This window comes from Methylibium sp. T29, assembly GCF_000576205.1.
Classification (GTDB): domain Bacteria; phylum Pseudomonadota; class Gammaproteobacteria; order Burkholderiales; family Burkholderiaceae_C; genus Methylibium; species Methylibium petroleiphilum.
Genome location: NZ_AZND01000019.1, coordinates 15,497 through 34,618 on the forward strand (window position 1 = coordinate 15,497; position 19,122 = coordinate 34,618).

23 protein-coding genes are annotated in these 19,122 nt (G+C 65.8%); 4 read left to right on the forward strand and 19 right to left on the reverse strand.

Annotated features, from left to right (window positions below):
• Positions 1–4: 4 nt before the first annotated feature.
• The 16 genes from x551_RS25755 to x551_RS04905 form a co-directional block, all read right to left on the reverse strand.
• Entirely contained in the window at positions 5–421 is a 417-nt protein-coding gene (locus x551_RS25755) for a hypothetical protein (protein WP_036231404.1), read from the reverse strand.
• 255 nt (positions 422–676) lie between these two features.
• Positions 677–1,156 (reverse strand): c-type cytochrome, encoded by a 480-nt coding sequence (locus x551_RS04835; RefSeq protein WP_036231399.1) that lies wholly within the window; start codon positions 1,154–1,156, stop codon positions 677–679.
• Between the two features lie 19 nt (positions 1,157–1,175).
• A complete protein-coding gene (locus x551_RS04840) occupies positions 1,176–1,715 on the reverse strand; it encodes a hypothetical protein (RefSeq protein WP_036231397.1) in 540 nt (179 codons plus the stop codon).
• 19 nt (positions 1,716–1,734) lie between these two features.
• The gene (locus tag x551_RS04845; protein WP_051511848.1) at positions 1,735–2,079 is read right to left on the reverse strand and encodes a copper-binding protein; all 345 of its coding nucleotides are present in this window, start codon (positions 2,077–2,079) and stop codon (positions 1,735–1,737) included.
• 17 nt (positions 2,080–2,096) lie between these two features.
• The gene (locus x551_RS04850; RefSeq protein ID WP_081771216.1) at positions 2,097–2,588 is read right to left on the reverse strand and encodes a DUF411 domain-containing protein; all 492 of its coding nucleotides are present in this window, start codon (positions 2,586–2,588) and stop codon (positions 2,097–2,099) included.
• On the reverse strand, positions 2,572–3,096 hold the full coding sequence (locus tag x551_RS04855; protein WP_036231395.1) for a cupredoxin family protein: 525 nt from the start codon (positions 3,094–3,096) through the stop codon (positions 2,572–2,574). The genes x551_RS04850 and x551_RS04855 overlap by 17 nt, the downstream gene beginning before the upstream one ends.
• A 52-nt stretch (positions 3,097–3,148) precedes the next feature.
• Complete coding sequence (locus tag x551_RS04860; RefSeq protein ID WP_036231393.1) at positions 3,149–4,567, reverse strand: copper oxidase; 1,419 nt, start codon at positions 4,565–4,567, stop codon at positions 3,149–3,151.
• Between the two features lie 24 nt (positions 4,568–4,591).
• Positions 4,592–5,995, reverse strand: a complete 1,404-nt coding sequence (locus x551_RS04865; RefSeq protein WP_036231441.1) for a TolC family protein — start codon at positions 5,993–5,995, stop codon at positions 4,592–4,594.
• Between the two features lie 58 nt (positions 5,996–6,053).
• Positions 6,054–6,434 (reverse strand): hypothetical protein, encoded by a 381-nt coding sequence (locus x551_RS04870; RefSeq protein WP_197028761.1) that lies wholly within the window; start codon positions 6,432–6,434, stop codon positions 6,054–6,056.
• Positions 6,435–6,510: 76 nt separating this feature from the next.
• Positions 6,511–6,888, reverse strand: coding sequence for a hypothetical protein (locus x551_RS04875; protein ID WP_152543408.1), 378 nt, complete (start codon positions 6,886–6,888; stop codon positions 6,511–6,513).
• 211 nt (positions 6,889–7,099) lie between these two features.
• Entirely contained in the window at positions 7,100–7,612 is a 513-nt protein-coding gene (locus x551_RS04880) for a hypothetical protein (RefSeq protein ID WP_155935795.1), read from the reverse strand.
• Positions 7,613–7,801: 189 nt separating this feature from the next.
• The gene (locus x551_RS04885) at positions 7,802–8,287 is read right to left on the reverse strand and encodes a hypothetical protein (protein WP_036231387.1); all 486 of its coding nucleotides are present in this window, start codon (positions 8,285–8,287) and stop codon (positions 7,802–7,804) included.
• A 279-nt stretch (positions 8,288–8,566) separates the two neighbouring features.
• Positions 8,567–9,946 carry a heavy metal sensor histidine kinase gene (locus x551_RS04890; RefSeq protein ID WP_036231384.1) on the reverse strand — a complete coding sequence of 460 codons (1,380 nt, stop codon included), beginning with the start codon at positions 9,944–9,946 and terminating at the stop codon, positions 8,567–8,569.
• Entirely contained in the window at positions 9,943–10,629 is a 687-nt protein-coding gene (locus x551_RS04895; RefSeq protein WP_036247705.1) for a heavy metal response regulator transcription factor, read from the reverse strand. The genes x551_RS04890 and x551_RS04895 overlap by 4 nt, the downstream gene beginning before the upstream one ends.
• A gap of 374 nt (positions 10,630–11,003) precedes the next feature.
• Positions 11,004–11,489: a Cu(I)-responsive transcriptional regulator gene (gene cueR, locus x551_RS04900; protein ID WP_051495641.1), complete on the reverse strand. Its 486-nt coding sequence runs from the start codon at positions 11,487–11,489 to the stop codon at positions 11,004–11,006.
• A gap of 2 nt (positions 11,490–11,491) precedes the next feature.
• A complete protein-coding gene (locus x551_RS04905; RefSeq protein WP_036231381.1) occupies positions 11,492–13,951 on the reverse strand; it encodes a heavy metal translocating P-type ATPase in 2,460 nt (819 codons plus the stop codon).
• Between the two features lie 179 nt (positions 13,952–14,130).
• On the opposite strand from x551_RS04905, the gene x551_RS04910 reads away from it, so the two are divergent.
• The 4 genes from x551_RS04910 (at position 14,131) to fdxA (ending at position 16,618) form a co-directional block, all read left to right on the forward strand.
• Positions 14,131–14,388 carry a heavy-metal-associated domain-containing protein gene (locus x551_RS04910; RefSeq protein WP_036231378.1) on the forward strand — a complete coding sequence of 86 codons (258 nt, stop codon included), beginning with the start codon at positions 14,131–14,133 and terminating at the stop codon, positions 14,386–14,388.
• A gap of 226 nt (positions 14,389–14,614) precedes the next feature.
• The gene (locus x551_RS23320; protein WP_051495640.1) at positions 14,615–15,016 is read left to right on the forward strand and encodes a hypothetical protein; all 402 of its coding nucleotides are present in this window, start codon (positions 14,615–14,617) and stop codon (positions 15,014–15,016) included.
• A 413-nt stretch (positions 15,017–15,429) separates the two neighbouring features.
• The gene (locus tag x551_RS04920) at positions 15,430–15,960 is read left to right on the forward strand and encodes a hypothetical protein (protein WP_036231433.1); all 531 of its coding nucleotides are present in this window, start codon (positions 15,430–15,432) and stop codon (positions 15,958–15,960) included.
• A 334-nt stretch (positions 15,961–16,294) separates the two neighbouring features.
• A complete protein-coding gene (gene fdxA / locus x551_RS04925) occupies positions 16,295–16,618 on the forward strand; it encodes a ferredoxin FdxA (protein ID WP_036231377.1) in 324 nt (107 codons plus the stop codon).
• A gap of 15 nt (positions 16,619–16,633) precedes the next feature.
• Here fdxA and x551_RS04930 read toward each other — a convergent pair whose 3' ends face one another.
• The 3 genes from x551_RS04930 to x551_RS04940 all read right to left on the reverse strand — a co-directional run.
• Positions 16,634–16,885: an MgtC/SapB family protein gene (locus x551_RS04930; protein ID WP_051495639.1), complete on the reverse strand. Its 252-nt coding sequence runs from the start codon at positions 16,883–16,885 to the stop codon at positions 16,634–16,636.
• A gap of 162 nt (positions 16,886–17,047) precedes the next feature.
• Positions 17,048–18,217 carry an ABC transporter permease gene (locus x551_RS04935; RefSeq protein ID WP_036231376.1) on the reverse strand — a complete coding sequence of 390 codons (1,170 nt, stop codon included), beginning with the start codon at positions 18,215–18,217 and terminating at the stop codon, positions 17,048–17,050.
• Positions 18,214–19,122: ABC transporter permease (locus x551_RS04940; RefSeq protein WP_036247711.1), on the reverse strand; the 909-nt coding region annotated here is incomplete at its 5' end. The genes x551_RS04940 and x551_RS04935, both read right to left, overlap by 4 nt.

Genomic DNA, 19,122 nt, shown 5'->3' on the forward strand with positions numbered 1-19,122 from the left:
GACCTCAGTTCTGGCGCTGAAGCCGAACATCGACTCTCGCCCGGCTCGACGACTTGTTGCTCCACATCCAGCAGTAGTCCTCGCGCACCGCAACCCGCAAGGTGTCCTGCCCGGAACTCACCTGAGCCTGTTTGGCCGGGAACTCGGCCTCCTTGCCCACGTGATAGTGGATGTTGAAGTCGACGGGTACCGACGCGGCGAACTCCCAGCGAATGGAGTCCCCCGGCGCGAGCTTGCCGCAAAGCTCGACGAATTTGCCGGGCTCGACGCTGGCGCCGTGAGCGAACGCGCCGTCGCGGCTCCAGGCGATCTCGACGATGTGGGAGGCCGCGAAGGCTTGGCCTGCCGTCACCAACGCAATGGCGGTCATGGCGATTCTGGCGGTCTGCATGAACTTTGATCCTTGTTGGGTCAGCATCATCTTCGATGTCGCACGGTGCTGCCTTGACGCGCGACACGTTTCCCCACCCGGCCTCATCGTCGCTTTCGGCGCTTCGCCTTCCGAGGCTTCGGCTGCTGTGGCCGGCTCCCGTCGGCATTCCTGCGACGGTTCTTCCAGGCGAGGACCAGCGCCAGTCCGATGATGACCGCAGCGCTCGCCAAGCCGCCGACCAGCATGAGCCCCAACTCGCCGTGCGAAAGACTCGAGAGGTTCCTGAACTCGTGCGGCATCGGCTCAGCGCTGCTGGGACGAACTTCGGTTCATTTCGTCGTGCTTGGCCCGGATGCTGACGGGCCACTGGGCCTTGATCCAGGAGAGCGCGGCCACGATTTCGGCATCGGTCAGCACGCCCTTGTACGCAGGCATCGAGGATTCGTACGACGCCAGGTTGGCAGCCTTGGCGACGCCGAACTTCGTGATTTGGAACAGCGTCTCGTCGGGGTGGTGCCACGTGTGCCCGGTGGCGTCGTGTGGCGGTGCCGGCAGGCGGCCTTGCGCGTCTCTCTGGCGCCAGTTGGGCTGGCCCTCGAGCTTCGCCCCGTGACAGGCGGCACAGTGCGTTCCGTAGACCTGCCGCCCCCGCGCCGTCACCTCGACATCGTCAGGTTTGAGCAGCCCGGTGCTTGCCAGCTTTGGCGCCAGGCGCGAGATGGCAACGAGCAGGGCCACCGCCCCGATCGCAGCGACCGCCAGGAGCAACCGGCTTCGTTTCATGCGCTCGTCCTGATCGGCCTCACATCCTCGCGTCTGATCGCAGGAGATCGCGCGCCTGCGTTCGGACCATCCGCCAGCTTGCAAAGCCCAGCCACGTCCCGATGCCTGCGGAGACCAGGCATGGGAGCAACTCCAGGTCGGGCCGCAAGGCCGCGAACGTCACCGCGATGCCACCGGCGCTGAAGGCCCAAAAGCGCATTTCGGCCCAACGGGCCCGCCAGTCCAACTGCACAAGGACCAGGAGGGCGGCGGCGGCGGTGACCAATGCGAGCGTGGCGCGCGCATGGCGGTGCCCCATCTCCCAGTAGCCCGCCAAGCCGGCCGCGATGATGGCGAACAGCGCAACGGCGGCCAGCAGCCCAAGCAGGCCGGCGAAGAGACATCGCACACCGGCGCGCCATGCATCCCATGGAGCGGCGGCGTCCATGCGCCAAAGGAACAGCCGATGCGCAGCAGCCGCGGAGGCCGCGAGCAACACGCACTCATGCCACGCCAGACCCGCGGCACTCAGCGTCGCAACAATGCCGACGCTGAGCACCTTCGCGGCCGATGAGCGCATCGCGCCGTCCTCGCAGGACTTAGCGAACCACCTTGAGGTCCGTGACCGTGAACTTGCCCGCCTCGTTGACGGCCTTGAACTTCACCTTGTCTCCGGCCTTGACCTGGCCGAGCATGGCCTTGTCGCGCACGTTGAACACCATGGTCATGGCCGGCATTTCCAGGCTCTTGATGTCGCCATGCTTCAACGTGATCTTGGCCGCGTCGAGGTCGACCTTTCGGACTTCCGCGTCGGTCATCTCGTCGGCCGCGGCCGTCGGGCTGCTCGCGGCATGGTGACCCGCGTGCTCGTCGGCCTTCTGCTGTGCCCAGGCGGACGTACTGAGGGCGATCGAGATCATCAGGGTGGAGAGTGCAGATTTCATGACGTTCCTTTCTTGGGTCAACGATAGGAGCTGAAAACGCGCGTGCTGCCGTCCCGGGCGACGAGCAGCACGTCGAAGGGATCCCGCTGGTCGCCGTAGTCCGGACCGTCCATGCCGGGAGAACCGACGGGCATGCCGGGGACCGCCAGACCCACGGCATCGGGCGCCTCCTTGACCAGACGGAGAACGTCGGCCGCAGGCACATGGCCTTCGACGGCGTAGCGGCCGACCACCGCGGTATGGCAGGAGCCGAGCTTCATCGGCAGCTTCATGCGTGCGCGAACCGCCGTGTTGCCGACGTCGTGCACCGTCACCCGGAAACCGTGCAACTCGACGTGCTTGATCCACTCCTTGCAGCAGCCGCACGAAGGGCTCTTCCACACCTCCATATGGAGAGGCTGCGTCTGCGCGCGCAGCAGGCCTGGCCCGAGCAGCGCAACGGCTCCGGTAGCCACCAGCAGTGCTCGACGAGCCTTGGCGGGCCGCGCCGGGTTAATGCTTGTGCGCATGCCCGTCACCCTTGGCACTCGACGCGGCAACCTTGATCTTGCCGACCATGCCGGCCTGGTAGTGGCCCGCGATCAAGCATGCGAAGTCGAAGTCGCCCGGCCGGTTGAAGGTCCAGACGATCTCTCCGGTCTTGCCCGGTCCCACGTGAGCCATGTACGGCTCGTCGTGTTCCATGGTCGGGAACTTGATCATCAGCTCGGCGTGCTTGTCGTTCTCGGCCTTCGTGCCGATCACGAACTCGTGCATGGTCTTGCCGGTGTTGCGCACGACGAACTTGACGGTTTCACCCTGCCGCACTTCGATGCGGTCGGGCGTGAAGCGCATGTTGTCGCCCATGCCGATTTCGATGGTCCGCTTGGCGGACTTGGCGTCCCCGGCGATCCCCCAGTCCTTCTGTTCCTTCTTGACCGGGCCGGCCCTCTTGGCATGGTCCTCGTCGCCGTGCGCCATCGCGGAGGCGGTGACGGCCACGAGCGCGGCCACGAGAAATTGCTTGAACTGCTTCATCAGGTTTCCTTCCTGTTGCGGATTGGACAGATGGAGAGTCGGCTCGCGCCGCTCAGTTGTGGCCTGCATGCCCGCCGCCGGGTTTGCGCACCTTGACTTCGACCTCTTGGCCCGGTTTCGCGACCGAGGGCATCGAGCCGGTACCTTCCGCCTTGAAGCGTGCCGGGTCCGGCAGTTCGCCGGTGAACTCGTAGGCCACCGTGCCGGGTGGGTGCTTGTACCAGCCCGGGTCGCTGTAGTCGCCGCGCTTCTGTCCCTTGCGGACCTTCACGACGCTGAACATGCCGCCCATGCCGACCGCACCGAACGGCCCCTGCCCTGTCATCATGGCCGCGGTGTTGTCGGGCAGCGGCATCTCCATCTCGGTCATGTCCTTCATGCCGCGCTCGCCCATCACCATGTACTCGGGCACGAGCTTGGTGATCTGCCGCGCGACACCGCGATGGTCCACGCCGATCATCGTCGGCACGTCGTGACCCATCGCGTTCATCGTGTGGTGGCTCTTGTGGCAATGGAACGCCCAGTCGCCTTCCTCGTCGGCGAGGAACTCGATCTGCCGCATCTGCCCGACCGCGACGTCTTCGGTCACTTCATACTTTCGCGTGCTCTTCGGCGTCGGCCCGCCATCCGTGCCCGTGACCAGGAACTCGTGCCCGTGCAGGTGGATCGGGTGGTTCGTCATCGTCAGGTTGCCGATGCGGATGCGAACCTTGTCCATGTGGCTCACCACCAGCGGGTCGATGCCCGGGAAGATGCGGCTGTTCCAGCTCCACAGGTTGAAGTCCAGCATCGTCATGATCTTCGGCGTGTAGCTGCCGGGATCGATGTCGTAGGCGTTGAGCAGGAAGCAGAAGTCGCGGTCCACCTCGTCGATCAGCGGATGCTTGTTCTTCGGATGCGTGATCCAGAAGCCCATCATCCCCATCGCCATCTGCACCATCTCGTCGGCGTGCGGGTGGTACATGAAGGTGCCGGGGCGGCGCGCGACGAACTCGTACACGTAGGTCTTGCCCGGCGGGATACCGGGCTGGTTCAGCCCCGTCACGCCGTCCATGCCGTTGGGCAGGCGCTGGCCGTGCCAGTGGATGCTGGTCAACTCGCCAAGTTTGTTGGTGACGAAGATGCGCACGCGGTCACCTTCGACCACCTCGATCGTCGGCCCCGGGCTCTGGCCGTTGTAGCCCCACAGGTGAGCCTTGAAGCCGGGGCTCATCTCGCGCACCACCGGCTCGGCGACGAGGTGGAACTCCTTCACGCCGTTGTTCATGCGCCAGGGCAGCGTCCAGCCGTTGAGCGTGACGACCGGGTTGTAGGGCCGGCCGGTGTTGGGCACCAGCGGCGGCATCGTGTCGGGCTTGGTCTGGATGACCGGCTCGGGCAATGCCGCCATCGCGACCTTGCTGACCGCTGCGGCGCTCACCGCGGCGGTCACTGCGCCAGCGCCGCCGATGAAGTTGCGTCGGGAAACCATGTTCGAGATCCTTGATTGAAGGGGTCAGTGGCCGGCGCCGCCGCCATCTACCGCTGCGGCGGCGGGGCCAGTGGGCGAGGCCACGGCCGCCTTGCCGATGAGCGCCATGTCGAGATCCGACTGGGCCAGCCAGAAGTCGCGCAGCGACTCGATGTATGCATTGACGCTCGTGATCTGGGAGCGTGCGTCGGCAAGGAGCTCGAAGACCCCGATGATCATTCCGTTGTAGCGCAGCCCCTGCTCTTCCGAGATCCGTTTCTTGAGCGGCACGATCTCATCACGCTGGTGGCGCGCGATGTCGTAGGCGGCCCGGTAGTTGCCATAGGCCTCGCGAACCTCCGAGCGGGCGTTGATCGCGGTCTCCGCCGCTCGATGCAGTGCCTGCATGTAGATCGCTTCGGCGAGTGCCACCCGGGCGCCGCCCCAATCGAAGAGGGGCAGTTCCAGACCGATCTCCCAGCCCGTCTGCCGCGGGGCCTCGTTGGACGTGTTGCGAACGAGCCCGAGTTCCAGCACGTTGATGAAACGCGTCGTGCGGGTCAGGCCCAGGTTCTGCGCGGTCTGCTCCGCGCCCAGCTTGGCGGCCTGCACGTCGAGTCGCTGGGACAGCGCGATCGCTTCGATGTCGGGCTGATTTCGCACCTCGGCCGGCAGGTCCGGCAGGCGCTCGGGCAGCTGGAACTGGGTCTGCTGGCCCCAGACGCCCATCAGGCGCGCCAGCCGCTCACGCGAAGCACGCTGCGCCTGGTCGGCGCGAGCGAGGCCCAGGGCGGCGTCGGCGTAGAAGGCCTGCTCGCGCGCCCGCGCCAGCTTGCTGAAGTTGCCGACCTGCTCCATGCGCCGAGCCAGCTCGGCGCTCGCTTCGGCCGTCTGCTTCACCTGCCGCATGTAGCGCACGGTCTCTTCGGCTGCGACGGCCTGGAAGTAGGCCTTGCGCGTCTCGGCCGCGCGCGACAGAACATCCATCGTGACTTCGCGCTTGACCTGCTCGAAGCGGCGCGCTTCCAGCCGCGAAACCATGGGCAGCGTCAACAGCCGTGCGAGGTTCAGGTGCAACCCGCGTTCCAGCTCGATCTCGTCGCCCTTCCGAAGGCGCCCGAACGAAAATCCGGGGTTCGGCAGGCGCCCGGCCTGCACGACCTCGGCCTCGGTGATGCCGAGGTCCTGAAAACGAGCCTGCAGACCGCGGTTGTTGAGCAGGGCGACCTGAACCGCATCGTCAACGCTGAGCGGCTTGGCGAGCAACTCCTGGACGCGGCGATCGATGGCGTCGGCATCGGCATCGCTGCGCGCCCAGCGGACGTCCTTGCCGAGCTTGTCCTTGGCCGCGGACTCGATCGACGAGAACCCCGCGTCCGGCGAGAAGCTGGCGCAGCCCGCAAGCACTGCGGAAGCCAGGAGGACGACGAGCAGGCCCGAGCGCCGCACGCTCGGGCGGTCGGGCGCGACACGCCCGAGATGGGAAGGTGAATTCATCCGCTTGACCTCAGTTCATCTTGTGCCCGCCGTGCCCGGCGGGTGCGCTGGCCGGCGCCGGCGTTGCCGGCTTCGAAGGCGCGTTGTTCGTGGCGGGTGCGTCAGGCTGCCGAGCCTCGCGCGCATAGGCCCGCCAGCCTCCGACGCGGTTGACGGTCTCGTTGGCTTCGCGCCAGGATCCCACGGGCTGTTCGGCGTGACGCTGGTAGCCGCCAAGCGTCGACTGGAACACCAGGTGCGGAACGGCGGCCGAGGAATCGAGTGGATCGGCTCTCTTGCCGGCCGCGGTTTGGGCCAGGCTCGCAGAGCAGACCGCAACCAGGAATGCCGGCGCAAGCCAGCGGAACATGGCAATCTTCATGACATCCTCGCTTGAGTCGGTCCGGCTCACCAGGCCTGCTGAGCAGGCGTTGGACCGGTTCACGATGCTGGTCGTATCGCCGCGGGGCGATCAACCAGGGTGGCAGTCAGGCGAGGATCAGGCGGGGAGGCCTGTGCGGCACGTGCGCAAAGACCGCTGGAAAGCGGGTTTCCAGGAAGGCAACAGCGGTTGATGTCGAATCCGCATGCGAAACGCTCACCCGCTCGAGCGCGGGCGCTGCGGCGCTGCAGCACGGAGCGCAACTGCTGCACTTCATCTTCAGCTGCGCCGAATGTCCCGTCGAAGGATCCGACGCCGTCTGGAGAACTTCGTTCACCGCCTCGGTTGCGCTGACGGAGTCGTCGAACCGGAGATCCTCGCGCGCATCAGCGGAGTCAACGTGCGTGGTGTGCTGAACGACCTCGCCAGACTGGCTGGGAGAGTGGTGTCCCGGCCCGCACCCACCCATGGTCACCGCTGCCAAGCCCTTCAGGGGGACAGCAGCAGCGATGAACCAGATGAGAAGGAGGCGAACCACACCCGACATACTCGGAACTTTACCCTAGTGCATTGAGAAACATCATCCTGCGCCGCAGTCTACGGATTGCCGTCCGACACGATCCGCTCAAAAGGCTTACGGAATCGTCATGTTTTCGAGACTTCTGGCCGACGGCGGTGGTTGGTCTGCGCCGGTCTCATCCGACGTCGGCCACCATGCGAACGCTAAGGACACGATCCCTGCTCGCCTCGTCGCCGGGCACGAACTGGAAGGTGCTTCCCCAAGCCCAAACCGAGCCGACAAGTTCAAGAAATCGGATCTCGCCTGCGGCGCCGCTGATGATCGCCTGGGCCTCTCCTCGTGCCCAGGTCGCCCGCAGGGCATGCTCACCGGGCGGCAGCCTCAAGCGGACAAAGGACTCTGGCACGGTCTCGGTCTGTGCACTTCCGTCGACGGTCAGCTTGACGACGTTGGCGGCATCAGCCCACCGCTTGCGCACCACGTACACCGTGAGCCTATCCGCCGAAACGGCGAATCGCTTGGCCTCGGCCTCCACGGTGGGCGGCGGCACGGGCGCACGGGTGCAGGTCAGCTTGTAGCGTGGCGCCTTGCCGACACGGTGACACCACGTGCCATCGGCATTTACCGGCCGAATGGGCTTGGACGCACACGCAGCGAGAAGCAGCGTGCCTGAGCCGAGCGCGATCAATGCGGCTCGGCGTCCCATCGTGGACTGAGTCTTTCGCATCAGACCTCCGGGCGTTCGCCCCCTACAACCGAGATCGGCTGGCTGCACCAGCCGGCGCTTCATCAGAGGGCTGTCGGTAGCCCGACGATGGGCGGACGACGCTACTGATTGGCCACGTCGTCTTGATGCCGCCCGCCCACCGCCGATGCATCAGCGATGCACGTGCGAGGTGGCTGTCGCGCCGCTCTGGTGACCACTGCGGCTCAGCCCACCGGGGACGTTGACTGCGCCTGCCTGGGAAGGCTTGCCGGCATTCGCAGCGTTGCGCGTGTCGCCCTGCACGCCGACGTAGACCGCCCCGGCTTCGCCACCGACATCGAGCCAGCCGTCGGCCGTAACCGGGTTACGCCTGGCTTCGATCGTCTCCGCGATGACCGCCGCTCGCGTCTTGCTGGGGTTGTTCGTCCCGACGAAGACCCAGCCCGCCTCGCCCCCGACTTCGCGCCAACCGTTGGCCGTAACCGGATTGCGCTTCCATGCCTCGAGTTCCTTGATGACGTCGGCGCGCGACTTTGCCGACGGCATTGCATGGGTCGTGAAGCCGGCTTCACCCGGAACCGCGGTGATGCCGGAGGTCGCCAGCGCGGGCAGAGACACGGCACTCACCAACGCGATCAGACTGAAACGGTACTTCATGATGGACTCCTGTGATGGGTGCACCTCTTGTGGGGGTTCACCGGTTGCGGTGCTTTCGTGCACCGTGGAGCCACTGTAGGAATCGCGCGCCGACAGACTGCTTGCCAGTCCATTACAACTTCGTCAAGTAGCGGCCCAACGTCATGCGATGCCAACTCGTGTACCGCTCAGACCCATGCTCTGCTCTGGCAAGGTGTGCGGCGCCCCCAATGCCACTGCCATGGTCAAAGGCATCGGCAAAGCCAATCGCTTCGGACTTGTGCTGCCGGTAAGGGACGGTCACGCCCGCTGCGCTGCCGCTGAACTCGACGGTACGTCCAGCCCGATCGCGGTGACGCCATCCGCCGATCTGGCGAACGGTTCGCCTTGGTGCATCCGGGCGATGGCGGCGACGATGGCCAGACCCAGTCCATAGTGCGAAGTGCCAACCTGGCGACGCGAGCGCTCGGCCTTGTAGAAGCGGTCAAACAAGCGTGGCAAATGCTCCGGCTCGATCGGAATGCCCTTGTTTTCTACCCAGATCCGTGACCGGCCACCTTCCGACTCGATCCGGACCCGAATGTTGGAGCCGGGCTCCGCGTAGCGGGTTGCGTTGCTCAACAAGTTGGACAACGCGCGGCGCAGAAGAGATATGTCAAAGGCACCCTTCGCGTCGCCATCGCATACGGCTGACAGACCCCGGTCATGAAGCGCTGCCTCGTGGTACTCGATGATCTCGACGAGTTCGGCGGCGAGGCTCGTCACCGGCGAACGGCGCGCGGTTGCGCCGCGGTCCGCTTGCGAAAGGAAGAGCATGTCGTTGACGATGATCGCGAGGCGCCTCAGATCCTCCAGGTTCTCCGCGATCACGTCTTGCAGTTCGGCCACAGGTCGCTCGCGCTGCAAGGCCAGCTCGCTCGAACCGATCAAGGTGGTCAGCGGCGTTCGAAGTTCGTGCGCAACGTCGGCGTTGAAGCCTTCCAATTGCGCGTAAGCGCGTTCGACACGCATCAGCAACGCGTTGAAGCGGTCGACCAGTGGCCGGAGTTCGAGCGGCTGTCCCGCTCCGTCCAGCCGCAGCCCTGCCCTTCCCAAAGCGACCGCGTCCACTTGTGCGGCCAATTCCTGCACCGGCAGAAGGCCTCTGCGGACCAGCAGGAACCCCGTCACGCTGACGACGCCCGCACCGATGAGTGATGCCGCCAACAGGATCCAACCGAGCCGCTTGAGCAGTTCCCTGTCGCGGCTCACATCAAGCCCAAGGACCACCCGCACGCCACCGGCGGCGCCCGCGGGCCATGTGTCTTCCCACGACACCTGCATAAACCGGCTGCCCGAAGCAGCATCCCCACCCTCGGGCGGCCGCGGAGCACTGAAGATCACCGCCCCATCGCTGGACGTGATGGACAGCGTCATGTCCTCATGGCCGGCGAGAAAGTCCTTGAGCTTGTGCTGCAACTCTTCGGCCGCCGAGCTTTCAGCCGTTTCCACGAGCGCATGTCGGACAACCGCGCTCTTCAACGCGAGTTCTTCATGCTGGCGGCTCTGCAGAAACCACAGGTTGACGGCATAGACCGTCCCGGACACGGCAAGCGCAGCGATCAATCCTTGCAGCGCCAGCCACCAGGAGAGGCGCGACCCAAGTGATTGCTCCACAGCCACGAGGTAGCGCCGCTTCACTCCTGGCGCTCCTCCATCACGTAACCCATGCCACGGACCGTGTGGATCAGCTTGACCTCGAACGGTTCATCCAGCTTCGCACGCAGCCGGCGTACGGCCACCTCGACGACGTTCGTGTCGCTGTCGAAATTGATGTCCCATACCTGTTCCGCCATCACGGTGCGCGACAGGACTACCCCGCGCCGACGCAGCAACAGCACCAGCAGATTGAATTCCTTGGGTGTGAGTTCGAGCCGCTTGCCAGCCCGTGTCGCCTTCCGTCGTGCCAGGTCGACCTCCAGGTCCGCCATCCGAAGACTCGTGGGCATCTGTCCATCGCGGTCTCCCCCGCCGCGACGCAACAGGGCCTGGACACGAGCCGCCAGTTCGGAGAATGAGAACGGCTTGACGAGGTAGTCGTCTGCGCCCCCGGTCAGCCCCTTGACCTTGTCTTCGACCGCGTCCCGGGCCGTCAGCATCAGTACGGGCGTCCTGCGCTGCTTGCGCAGTTCCGCGAGCACCTCGAAGCCGTCCCGTCCCGGCAGCATCACATCCAGGACGATCAGGTCGTAGGTGCCCTCGACAGCGAAATGAAGCCCGTCGATGCCGTCGTGGGCCAGGTCGACGACATAACCACTCTCCGACAAGCCCTTTTTCAGGTATTCCGCCAAGCGGACCTCGTCTTCGATCACGAGAATTTTCATTGGCAGATTCTCCACCAGCTATTACGTCGCAACGATTACGAGTTGGTCATCTATCGGTCCGCATTTGGTCAGCGCGGGGTTCCTCGTGCGCAGCCTGGTGGTCATCAACAATCTGACCAGGTCCACCATGCGCAGAAGCCCAATCTTCGCAGTCACCCGCACGCTTGCGTGCCGCTGCCATCATGGTCGGCTTCCCGATCTTCGCAACGGGTCAACACCAGAAGGCGCAAGGCACGCCCTACGGCACCAGCACGGCCGAGCCGGCCGGGCCTGCAACGCTCAAGCGAGCACAGCCGGCGATCCGCGGATTCAGTGGCCATGGCGTGGGGGTCCAACGATGACTCGGTCCGCTCGCCCCATACCGGCACCCGCTGTCAATCGGTCGCGCGCCCTCCTCGCCCCGCACGCAGCCCGTTCATACCACGGCGGCTTCTCCCGGTCGCTCCCACTGGACGCCTCTCCAGTTCGCTTCGTTCCTGCGCCAACGAGTCGATGATCGGGCAGTCGGGCCGGTCGTCACCATGGCAGCAATGCACGAGGTGCTCCAGCGTCGCCTTCATGGCCTGGAGCTCCTCGAGCTTCTCGTCCAGTTCCTCGATGTGGGCGAGTGCCAGCGCGCGCACCTGCCGGCTCGGACGCTTGCGGTCCTGCCAGAGCCCGAGCAGCTCGCGGATCTGCTCAATGGAAAAGCCCAGGTCGCGAGACTGGCGGACGAAGCGCAGCGTGCTGACTTCCTTCTCTGTGTACTGGCGGTAGCCGGACTCGGTTCGCACCGCTTCCGGGAACAGCCCGACGCTCTCGTAGTGGCGAATCATCTTCGCCGACACCCCCGAGGCCTTGGCCGCTTCACCGATGTTCATGCTCATGTGATGCTCCCTGACACGGCCACGGGCTGTGATGGCTCCAGCCGCGGCGCAACTGGCGCATCAGCGGCCCCCTGCCAGCGACGCAGCGTCAGCGCATTGGCCACGACGCTCACGCTGCTGAAGGCCATCGCTGCGCCCGCGATGACGGGGTTCAGCATGCCCAGCGCGGCCAACGGGATGCCCAGCACGTTGTAGCCGAACGCCCAAAACAGGCCCTGCTTGATCTTCGAATAGGTCCGGCGCGAGATGTCCAGCGAGTCCGCCACGAGCCGCGGGTCGCCGCGCATGAGCGTGATGCCGGCCGTCTCGGTCGCCACGTCGGCGCCGCCCGCCATCGCGTACGACACGGACGCCGCGGCGAGCGCAGGGCCGTCGTTCAGGCCATCGCCGACGAACGCGACCACGGCGCCGGCGTCGCGCAGTTCCTTCACGACGGCCGCCTTGTCGCCCGGCAAGACTTCGGCACGCACCTCGTCGATGCCGAGTGCCTTCGCGACGGCCTCGGCCGCGCCGCGGTTGTCCCCGGTCAGCATGACCGTCCTGATGCCCAGCTGATGGAGCCGCTCCACCGCTGCGGCGGCGCTTTGCTTGATGGTGTCACCGAACGCCAGCAGGCCCAGCAGGCGCCACTGGTCGCCTTCCGATCCGACCAGCCAGGACACGGTCTTCCCCTGCCCTTCGAGCCGCCGCGCCTCGCCCAGCAGATGGCCTTCGTCCAGCTGGAGCTCGCGCAGCATCCGCGTGCTGCCCAGCGCCAGTTTCCGGCCTTTGACCGTGCCTTCGACACCACGACCCGGAAGCGCCTTCGCATCGTGGGCTTCGGGAACCGGCAGCCGTTCTTCGCGCACCTTGTCCATCACCGCCACCGCGAGCGGATGGCTGCTCGACTTCTGGAGCGCGGCCGCGAGGCGCAGCACCTCATCACGACTGGTTCCTTCGGCCGCCGCCACCGCCGCGAGCGAAGGCTTGCCCTCGGTCAGCGTACCGGTCTTGTCGAAGGCAACCACCGTCACCGCATGCGCGACCTCCAGCGCTTCGGCGTCCTTGATGAGGATGCCGTGTCGCGCGGCGACCCCGGTACCGGCCATGATGGCTGTCGGCGTCGCGAGGCCCAGCGCACAGGGGCAGGCGATGACCAGCACGGCCACCGCGTTGATCAGTGCGTGTTCCCAGTCCCCCGTGAAGGCCCCCCAACCGAGGAAGGTCGCCAGCGCGATGACCAGGACGACCGGTACGAACACCGCGCTCACGCGATCGACGATGCGCTGGATCGGCGCCTTGGCCGCCTGCGCCGACTCGACCATGCGGATGATGCGGGCCAGCGTCGTCTCCGCACCGATGGCGGCCGTGCGAACGGTCAGCGCGCCTTCCGCGTTGATGGCGCCCCCGGTGACCTTGTCTCCGGGGCCCTTGGGCACCGGCAGGCTCTCGCCGGTGATCAGCGACTCGTCGATGTGGCTGCGACCCTCGACGATCTCGCCGTCCACCGCGACGCGGTCACCCGGCCGGATCACGACGATGTCGCCGACGATGACCTGTTCCACCGGAATGTCGACTTCCGCTCCATTCCGGCGCACCCGCGCGGTGGTCGGCCGCAACGCGTTCAGTGCGCGGATGGCGTCGGCGGTTTGCCGCTTGGCCCGGTGCTCCAGCCACTTGCCCAGCAGGACCAGCGTGATGACGGCCGCCGACGCCTCGAAGTAGAGGTGCGGCATGCCGTGCCCGGCGTGCTTGAACATGAGATACACGGACAGCCCGTAGGCCGCGGAGGTGCCCAGCGCCACCAGCAGGTCCATGTTGCCGGTCTTGGCGAGCACGGCCTTCCAGCCAGCCCGGTAGAAGCGCCAGCCCAGCCAGAACTGGACCGGCGTCGCCAGCGCCAGCTGTGCCCAGCCGCCCAGCATCCAGTCGATGCCGAAGAGCGACAGCAGCATCGGCGCGATCAGCGGCAGGGTCAGTGCTGCGCTTGCCGCCACGGGCCACCAGACCGGCAGTCGAGTGGCCGCCTCGGGCTTCTCCTCCTGGAGGTCCTTCGCCGCGTAGCCGGCCTTCTCGATGGCGGACTTCAGGACCGATACCGGCACCGTGGACAGTGCCTGGATGGTCGCCTTCTCGGTCGCCAGATTGACGGTGGCGCTGGAGACACCTGGAACCTTGCGGAGCGCCTTCTCCACGCGCGAGACGCAGGAGGCGCACGTCATGCCTTCGACCAGGAGCGCCGTCTCGGTGGTCGCGACGTCGTAGCCGGCCTTGCGGACGGCCGCCGCCAGGGCGTCTGCCGTCACGGAAGCCTCGGCGTTGACGGATGCCTGCTCCGTCGCCAGGTTGACGCTCGCCTCCTTGACGCCGGGAACCGCCTTGAGCGTCTTTTCGACGCGCGTGACGCACGAGGCGCAGGTCATCCCGGTGACCTGGAGCTTGATGCCGTGCGGGTTGGCGAGTGTGGAGGTGTTCATGGGTGCCTCGGTGTGGAGCTCAGTGTGTTCGCATCCTCATGGTTCTAACGATGGCAAGGTCAAGACTCCTGTTGGCGATTGCCTACAGGCCTCAGGGTCTCTTCAGCCGATCGGTTGACATTCCAACGGTGGCAAGGTCGAGAGTATGGGTGTCGGCAACAGCCTCACTGGAGAAAGCGATGATCACCTTCGAAGTCAACGACATGACCTGCGGCCACTGTGTCAGCACCATCACTAAGGCGCTGAAGGCCACGGACAAGGACGCCAGGGTCGCGATCGACCTGGCCTCGCACCGTGTGCAGGTGGAGCCGACCTCGGCCGACGCCGAGGAACTGGCCGAGGCCATCAAGGACGCGGGTTACACGCCGGTGCCCGTGCAGGCCGGACCGACCGCTCCCGACAAGCTGGCGGGCTCATGCTGCGGGAACTGCCACTGAGGCCTTTGCGAGCGGCTTCGATCGGAGGGCCGTCGATGTCAGCCAGATCGCGCCGGCAGGCCTTGCCGGCAAGGCCTCGTGCTGCATCTCGGCCGCAACCCGTCGAGTCAGACCAGTTCCTGAACGAGACTCGCGATGGTGGGCCTAGCTAGCACGCGGAAACTGCTCGCGCACCGCGGTTCTCTCGCTGATGCCGAGCACGAGTCCGACCTGCTCCTCGTCGGCGGTGCGCTTCGGCTCGGTCATCCGCGACGGCCAGGAATCCGCGCTCGGCATCGCGCCGGCGCGCATCAACGAGAACGCCGCGACGGTGGTCACGGCGGTCAAGGACAAGTTGGCCATCGCGCCTGAACACCGTCCCCAGCGCGGCGATCATCGTCAGTTCGACGTCGCATTCAGCACTCACATGCAGCCGCTTGACGAGGACCTGACGCAGTCGGCATTCTTGGTCGATGCTTCAGGTCAACGCCGTGGGCCGCTGGCGTGGCGCGGCGATGGCCCGGGAGGTCATCATCGCAAGGGCGTGCTCGTGTTTGCGCCGGTGGAGCCTCAACCTGCGACGGTCGAACTCCAGATCCAGCGCAGTGGCGAGAGCGTTCCGCGCAGCTTCAAGTGGCGTCTCGAATGAGCATCGGGATGCGTGATCGCGCTGAAGTGATGGGTTCCGTGAACTGCGGCGGGCGCCTGATTGGCTCAGGCGGCATGTTCTGTGTCGTGAACTTTGCGTGGTGGATTGTCAGGACCCGCTTGGCAAGCAACGTCAGGCGCCCGAATCGGAGCCGTGGTGGAGGGTTTGCCCGCGGCCATGGCCTGCAGCAGGCGAGGCAGCATGGCATGCAAGCGCAAGCGTCGGTTGAAGCGGAACTGCAGGTCGGCCACAGCTAGATCGGGTTTGATTCGCGTCGACGGCATGCGATCCGTCCATCCCAGGCTGCCTGGCGGCTGGAGCGACGCGCTGGCACTGTTGCAGTAGCATGGCCAACGAAGAGATGCGTGCCGTCGCTGCCTCCGCAGTTCGCCTGCGCTGAAGAGGGTCCCTCCATGAAGATCTCGATCATCCCCGCCTTGGCTGTCGGAGTGCTCGTGCTTGCTCTGCCCCCAACTGCGCTAGCCCAGTCGGCGTCCAACAGCGCCCCTCCCACATCGGCGGTGCCGGATCTGAAGTCCTTCGATGCCCGACTGGCAGAGGCACAGACGCAGTTGCAACGCATGCAGGAGCAGATGGATCGACTGCGCAAGATCACGGATCCGGGTGAACGCCAGGCGCTGCTCAATCAGCATTGGGTGGCCATGCAGAACGCGATGAACGCCATGCATGGGATGTGGGGTCCGGGCATGATGGGCTGTTGCAGCGCTGGGGGCGGCCCGATGCATGGGTCAGGCATGGTGCGCAGCAGCGGGCCGATGGGCTGGAGCGCGATGCGCGACCACTACTCGCGGTTGACCCCTGATCAGCTGAAGCAGCGCCAGTACATGATGGACCAATACATGGGCATGCAGCAGATGATGATGGATCATCTGATGATGCGTCAGGAGTGGATGGCCCCCGCACCGCCGCCGGCCGTCAGGTAACCGGTCCCGCTGGATCGGCACAATTGCAGGAACGGCCTGGGACGTCGTATGACAAGGCAACACACCGCGCCACATCGAGGTGCCACATCGGTGGCCCGCGCCGCTCGGCCCACTTCCCCGGTCAGCGGAGATTCGAGCATTGCGGCCGACGCTGCCGCGGTTGAGGCTGAACTTGACGACGCCCTCGCAGCGACCTTCCCGGCCAGCGATCCTGTCGCAATCGACCCACCTCCAGCGCCGGGCGCACGAACCGGAGTCAGGGTTGCGGCACGGAAGCAAGGCAAGGGTCGATAGGCGACGGGGCAGCACTGGCACGCCGCAGCCGTCGCCGAGCATGACTCACGTCGTCACTGAGACTTGCATCAACTGCAAGTACACGGCCTGCGTCGGCGTGTGTCCGGTGGATGCCTTTCGAGAGGGCGCAAATTTTCTGGCGATCGACCCGGACGATTGCATCGACTGCGCCTTGTGCGTCCCGGAGTGCCCGGTGGAGGCAATCTGCTCCGAACCGGACCTGCCGACAGACCAACTCGAGTTCTTGAGCATCAATGCGGAAGTGGCGGCTGCGTGGCCGGTCATCACGCGAGAGAAGCTCGAGTTGCCCCAGGCCGCCTACTGGGCAACCGTGAAGCACAAACGTCACCTGCTGCAACGATGACAGTCCGAGGGGCCTCTACCGCATCGGCGGGTCGTCACCGGCTTGATCCGGCATCTCGTGCCTGCGTCGCCCTGCGACACGGAACACGCCCTCGCTCGCGGGCAACACTAGCGTGATCGCCGCGCTCACGACGTCGATCAGGTACAGGCCTGTCCCTATGGCGACCCCGACAGCGCCCACGGCCCAGATGCCGGCCGCGGTGGTCAGCCCATGGACCTGCCCCTGCGTGTTCTTCAGGATCATGCCGGCGCCCAGGAATCCCAACACCGCGGCCAGCAGCTACCGCCCGACCGGCTCGGCGTCAACCAGATTCATGCCGATAGTGTCCGCCATGGCCGAAGCTCCTCCAGATCGACCACTCCCGGCTCAGGAGGGCTGCCGCCACCGCGATGGGGCAGAAGCCATCGGCGACTTCGTCAACGACGTCCATCAGCCGAACTGCCGCCGGAAACGACGCACCCCCAGGGCGAAGATCAACACGCCGAGAATGCCGATCGCGAGCATCGAATCCCACAGCAGTTCCAGACCGGCCCCTTTTAGGAAGATGCCGAAGCTGACGTCGATGTAGTGACGCATCGGCGAAGCCAGCGTCACCCAACGCATCCACGTCGGCATCGCCTCCGGCGGTGTCCACAGGCCGGAGAGCAGAAGGATCGGGCCCATGACGAGCAGGCTGAGCAGGCCGACCTGCGCAAGGTTGCGCGCCACCGTGGCGATGAAGAGCCCGATGCCTGCGTTCGTGAAGATGTAGAGCGTCGTGACGACGTAGAACAGCCCGAGGCTGCCTCGCACAGGCACTGCGAACAACGGGCCGAGCACCGCGAACAGGCTCAGGCTGACGCCCACCAGGATCACGACAGACATCGCGAGCACCTTCGGGAACACGATCTGGAACGGCGTCAGCGGCGACACCAGCAGCTGTTCCACCGTACCGCGTTCCTTCTCCTTGACCATGGCCGCTGCCGGCAACAGGATTGAAAACAGCGTGATGCCCTCCAACAGCTCCGACAAGGGCATGAACCAGGTGTCCGTCAGGTTCGGGTTGAACCACATGCGCTGGTCGTTGACCACCGAGGGGAGTTCGTTCAGGTCCGCGATCGACAGCCCCTCGCGCTGCAGCACGGTCGCCAGGCTGTACTCGCCAACGATCTGCGCCGCATAGCTGGTCGCCAGGTAGGCCGGCATGGGGTGGGTGGCATCCACCTGCAACTGCACGGTGGCCGCTTCACCGCGCTGTATCGCTTCGCCAAAGCCCGGGGCGATGTCCAGCGCCAGCATGACCTGACCGCGGTCCAGCAGGCCGATGGCATCGCGCGCACTGCCGAGTTCTCCTTCGAGTCGGAAGTACGGGGGACGGAAGCGGTAGATCAGATCCCGCGAGGCCGCGCTGTGGTCGGCGTCCAGCACCACCATCGGCGCGCGGCTCAGCTGCAGACTGACGCTGCTGCCCTGCAGGTAGATGTTCGCGGTGAAGACGAAGGCCATGAAGCTCAGCAGGATGGGGTCGCGCAGCAACTGCCGGACCTCCTTCAGGGTCATGACCCCCAAACGGCGCCACCAGACAGCGAGCGTGCGCCTCGGCAGTTGGGCGGCATTCATGCGCGAGGCCGCTTGCGGAACAGCAGGAAGCCGGCGCAGAACAGCGCTGCCGTGTAGGCTGCCAGGGCGAGGAGATCCGGCCACAGCACTTCGATCCCGACGCCTTTGAGGAAGCTGCCGACCACGATATTCGTGTAGTACATCGCCGGCAGCAGCCTGGCCTCCAGCCCTCCCTCCGCGCCGAGCGAATCCACGGGCATCAAGAAGCCCGAGTAGTCGAGCGCCGGGATCATCGTCGCGACCACCGTGACCACGATCGCGGCCAGCTGGGTACGCACCAGCAGCGACACCAGCAGTCCGATGCCCGTCGTGCACATCACGAACAGGACCGAGGCGAGAAAGAAGAACCAGGCATTGCCCTTGAACGGCGCCCCGTAGTGCTGCGTGGCGATCAACCACAGGACCACGACGTTGACGACCGCGATCCCCACGTAGGGCGCAAGTTTGCCGAGGAGGAATTCGCCCCGGCTCACGGTGGATGCGTAGATGTTGTAGATCGACCCGGTCTCCCGTTCGCGCACGACGCCCACGGCCGTCAACAGTGGTGGCACGAAGATCATCACCAGCATGATCAGCTTCGGTGCCAGTGACCAGATGCTCTTGGCGCTCTGGTTGTACAGGTAGCGCACTTCCAGGCTCACCGCCTGGGTGCGCGACCGCGCGTCGTCCAGGGTCAGACCGCGCGTCTGCGACAAATGCCGGGCGAGCAACTCGGCGCTGAAGTGGGCGTTGATCGCGGCCACATAGCCCTTGGTGGTCTGCGCGCGAGACGGGATCGTGCCGTCGACGAGTGTCTGCACGTGGGCCGCGCGTGCTGATCGCAGGGCCTTCTGAAAGCCCGGCGGGATGACGATGGCGGCGCGGACCTTGTTGTCCTTGAGCAATGGGGCCAGCTCTCGCTCGCT

Excerpts from the sequence above, each read along its gene's own strand:
- x551_RS25755 (WP_036231404.1), bottom strand. The coding sequence starts at position 421 with ATGATGCTGACCCAACAAGGATCAAAGTTCATGCAGACCGCCAGAATC.
- x551_RS04835 (WP_036231399.1), bottom strand. The coding sequence starts at position 1,156 with ATGAAACGAAGCCGGTTGCTCCTGGCGGTCGCTGCGATCGGGGCGGTG.
- x551_RS04840 (WP_036231397.1), bottom strand. The coding sequence starts at position 1,715 with ATGCGCTCATCGGCCGCGAAGGTGCTCAGCGTCGGCATTGTTGCGACG.
- x551_RS04845 (WP_051511848.1), bottom strand. The coding sequence starts at position 2,079 with ATGAAATCTGCACTCTCCACCCTGATGATCTCGATCGCCCTCAGTACG.
- x551_RS04850 (WP_081771216.1), bottom strand. The coding sequence starts at position 2,588 with ATGCGCACAAGCATTAACCCGGCGCGGCCCGCCAAGGCTCGTCGAGCA.
- x551_RS04855 (WP_036231395.1), bottom strand. The coding sequence starts at position 3,096 with ATGAAGCAGTTCAAGCAATTTCTCGTGGCCGCGCTCGTGGCCGTCACC.
- x551_RS04860 (WP_036231393.1), bottom strand. The coding sequence starts at position 4,567 with ATGGTTTCCCGACGCAACTTCATCGGCGGCGCTGGCGCAGTGACCGCC.
- x551_RS04885 (WP_036231387.1), bottom strand. The coding sequence starts at position 8,287 with ATGAAGTACCGTTTCAGTCTGATCGCGTTGGTGAGTGCCGTGTCTCTG.
- x551_RS04895 (WP_036247705.1), bottom strand. The coding sequence starts at position 10,629 with ATGAAAATTCTCGTGATCGAAGACGAGGTCCGCTTGGCGGAATACCTG.
- cueR (WP_051495641.1), bottom strand. The coding sequence starts at position 11,489 with ATGAACATCGGTGAAGCGGCCAAGGCCTCGGGGGTGTCGGCGAAGATG.
- x551_RS04905 (WP_036231381.1), bottom strand. The coding sequence starts at position 13,951 with ATGAACACCTCCACACTCGCCAACCCGCACGGCATCAAGCTCCAGGTC.
- x551_RS04910 (WP_036231378.1), top strand. The coding sequence starts at position 14,131 with ATGATCACCTTCGAAGTCAACGACATGACCTGCGGCCACTGTGTCAGC.
- x551_RS04920 (WP_036231433.1), top strand. The coding sequence starts at position 15,430 with ATGAAGATCTCGATCATCCCCGCCTTGGCTGTCGGAGTGCTCGTGCTT.
- fdxA (WP_036231377.1), top strand. The coding sequence starts at position 16,295 with ATGACTCACGTCGTCACTGAGACTTGCATCAACTGCAAGTACACGGCC.
- x551_RS04935 (WP_036231376.1), bottom strand. The coding sequence starts at position 18,217 with ATGAATGCCGCCCAACTGCCGAGGCGCACGCTCGCTGTCTGGTGGCGC.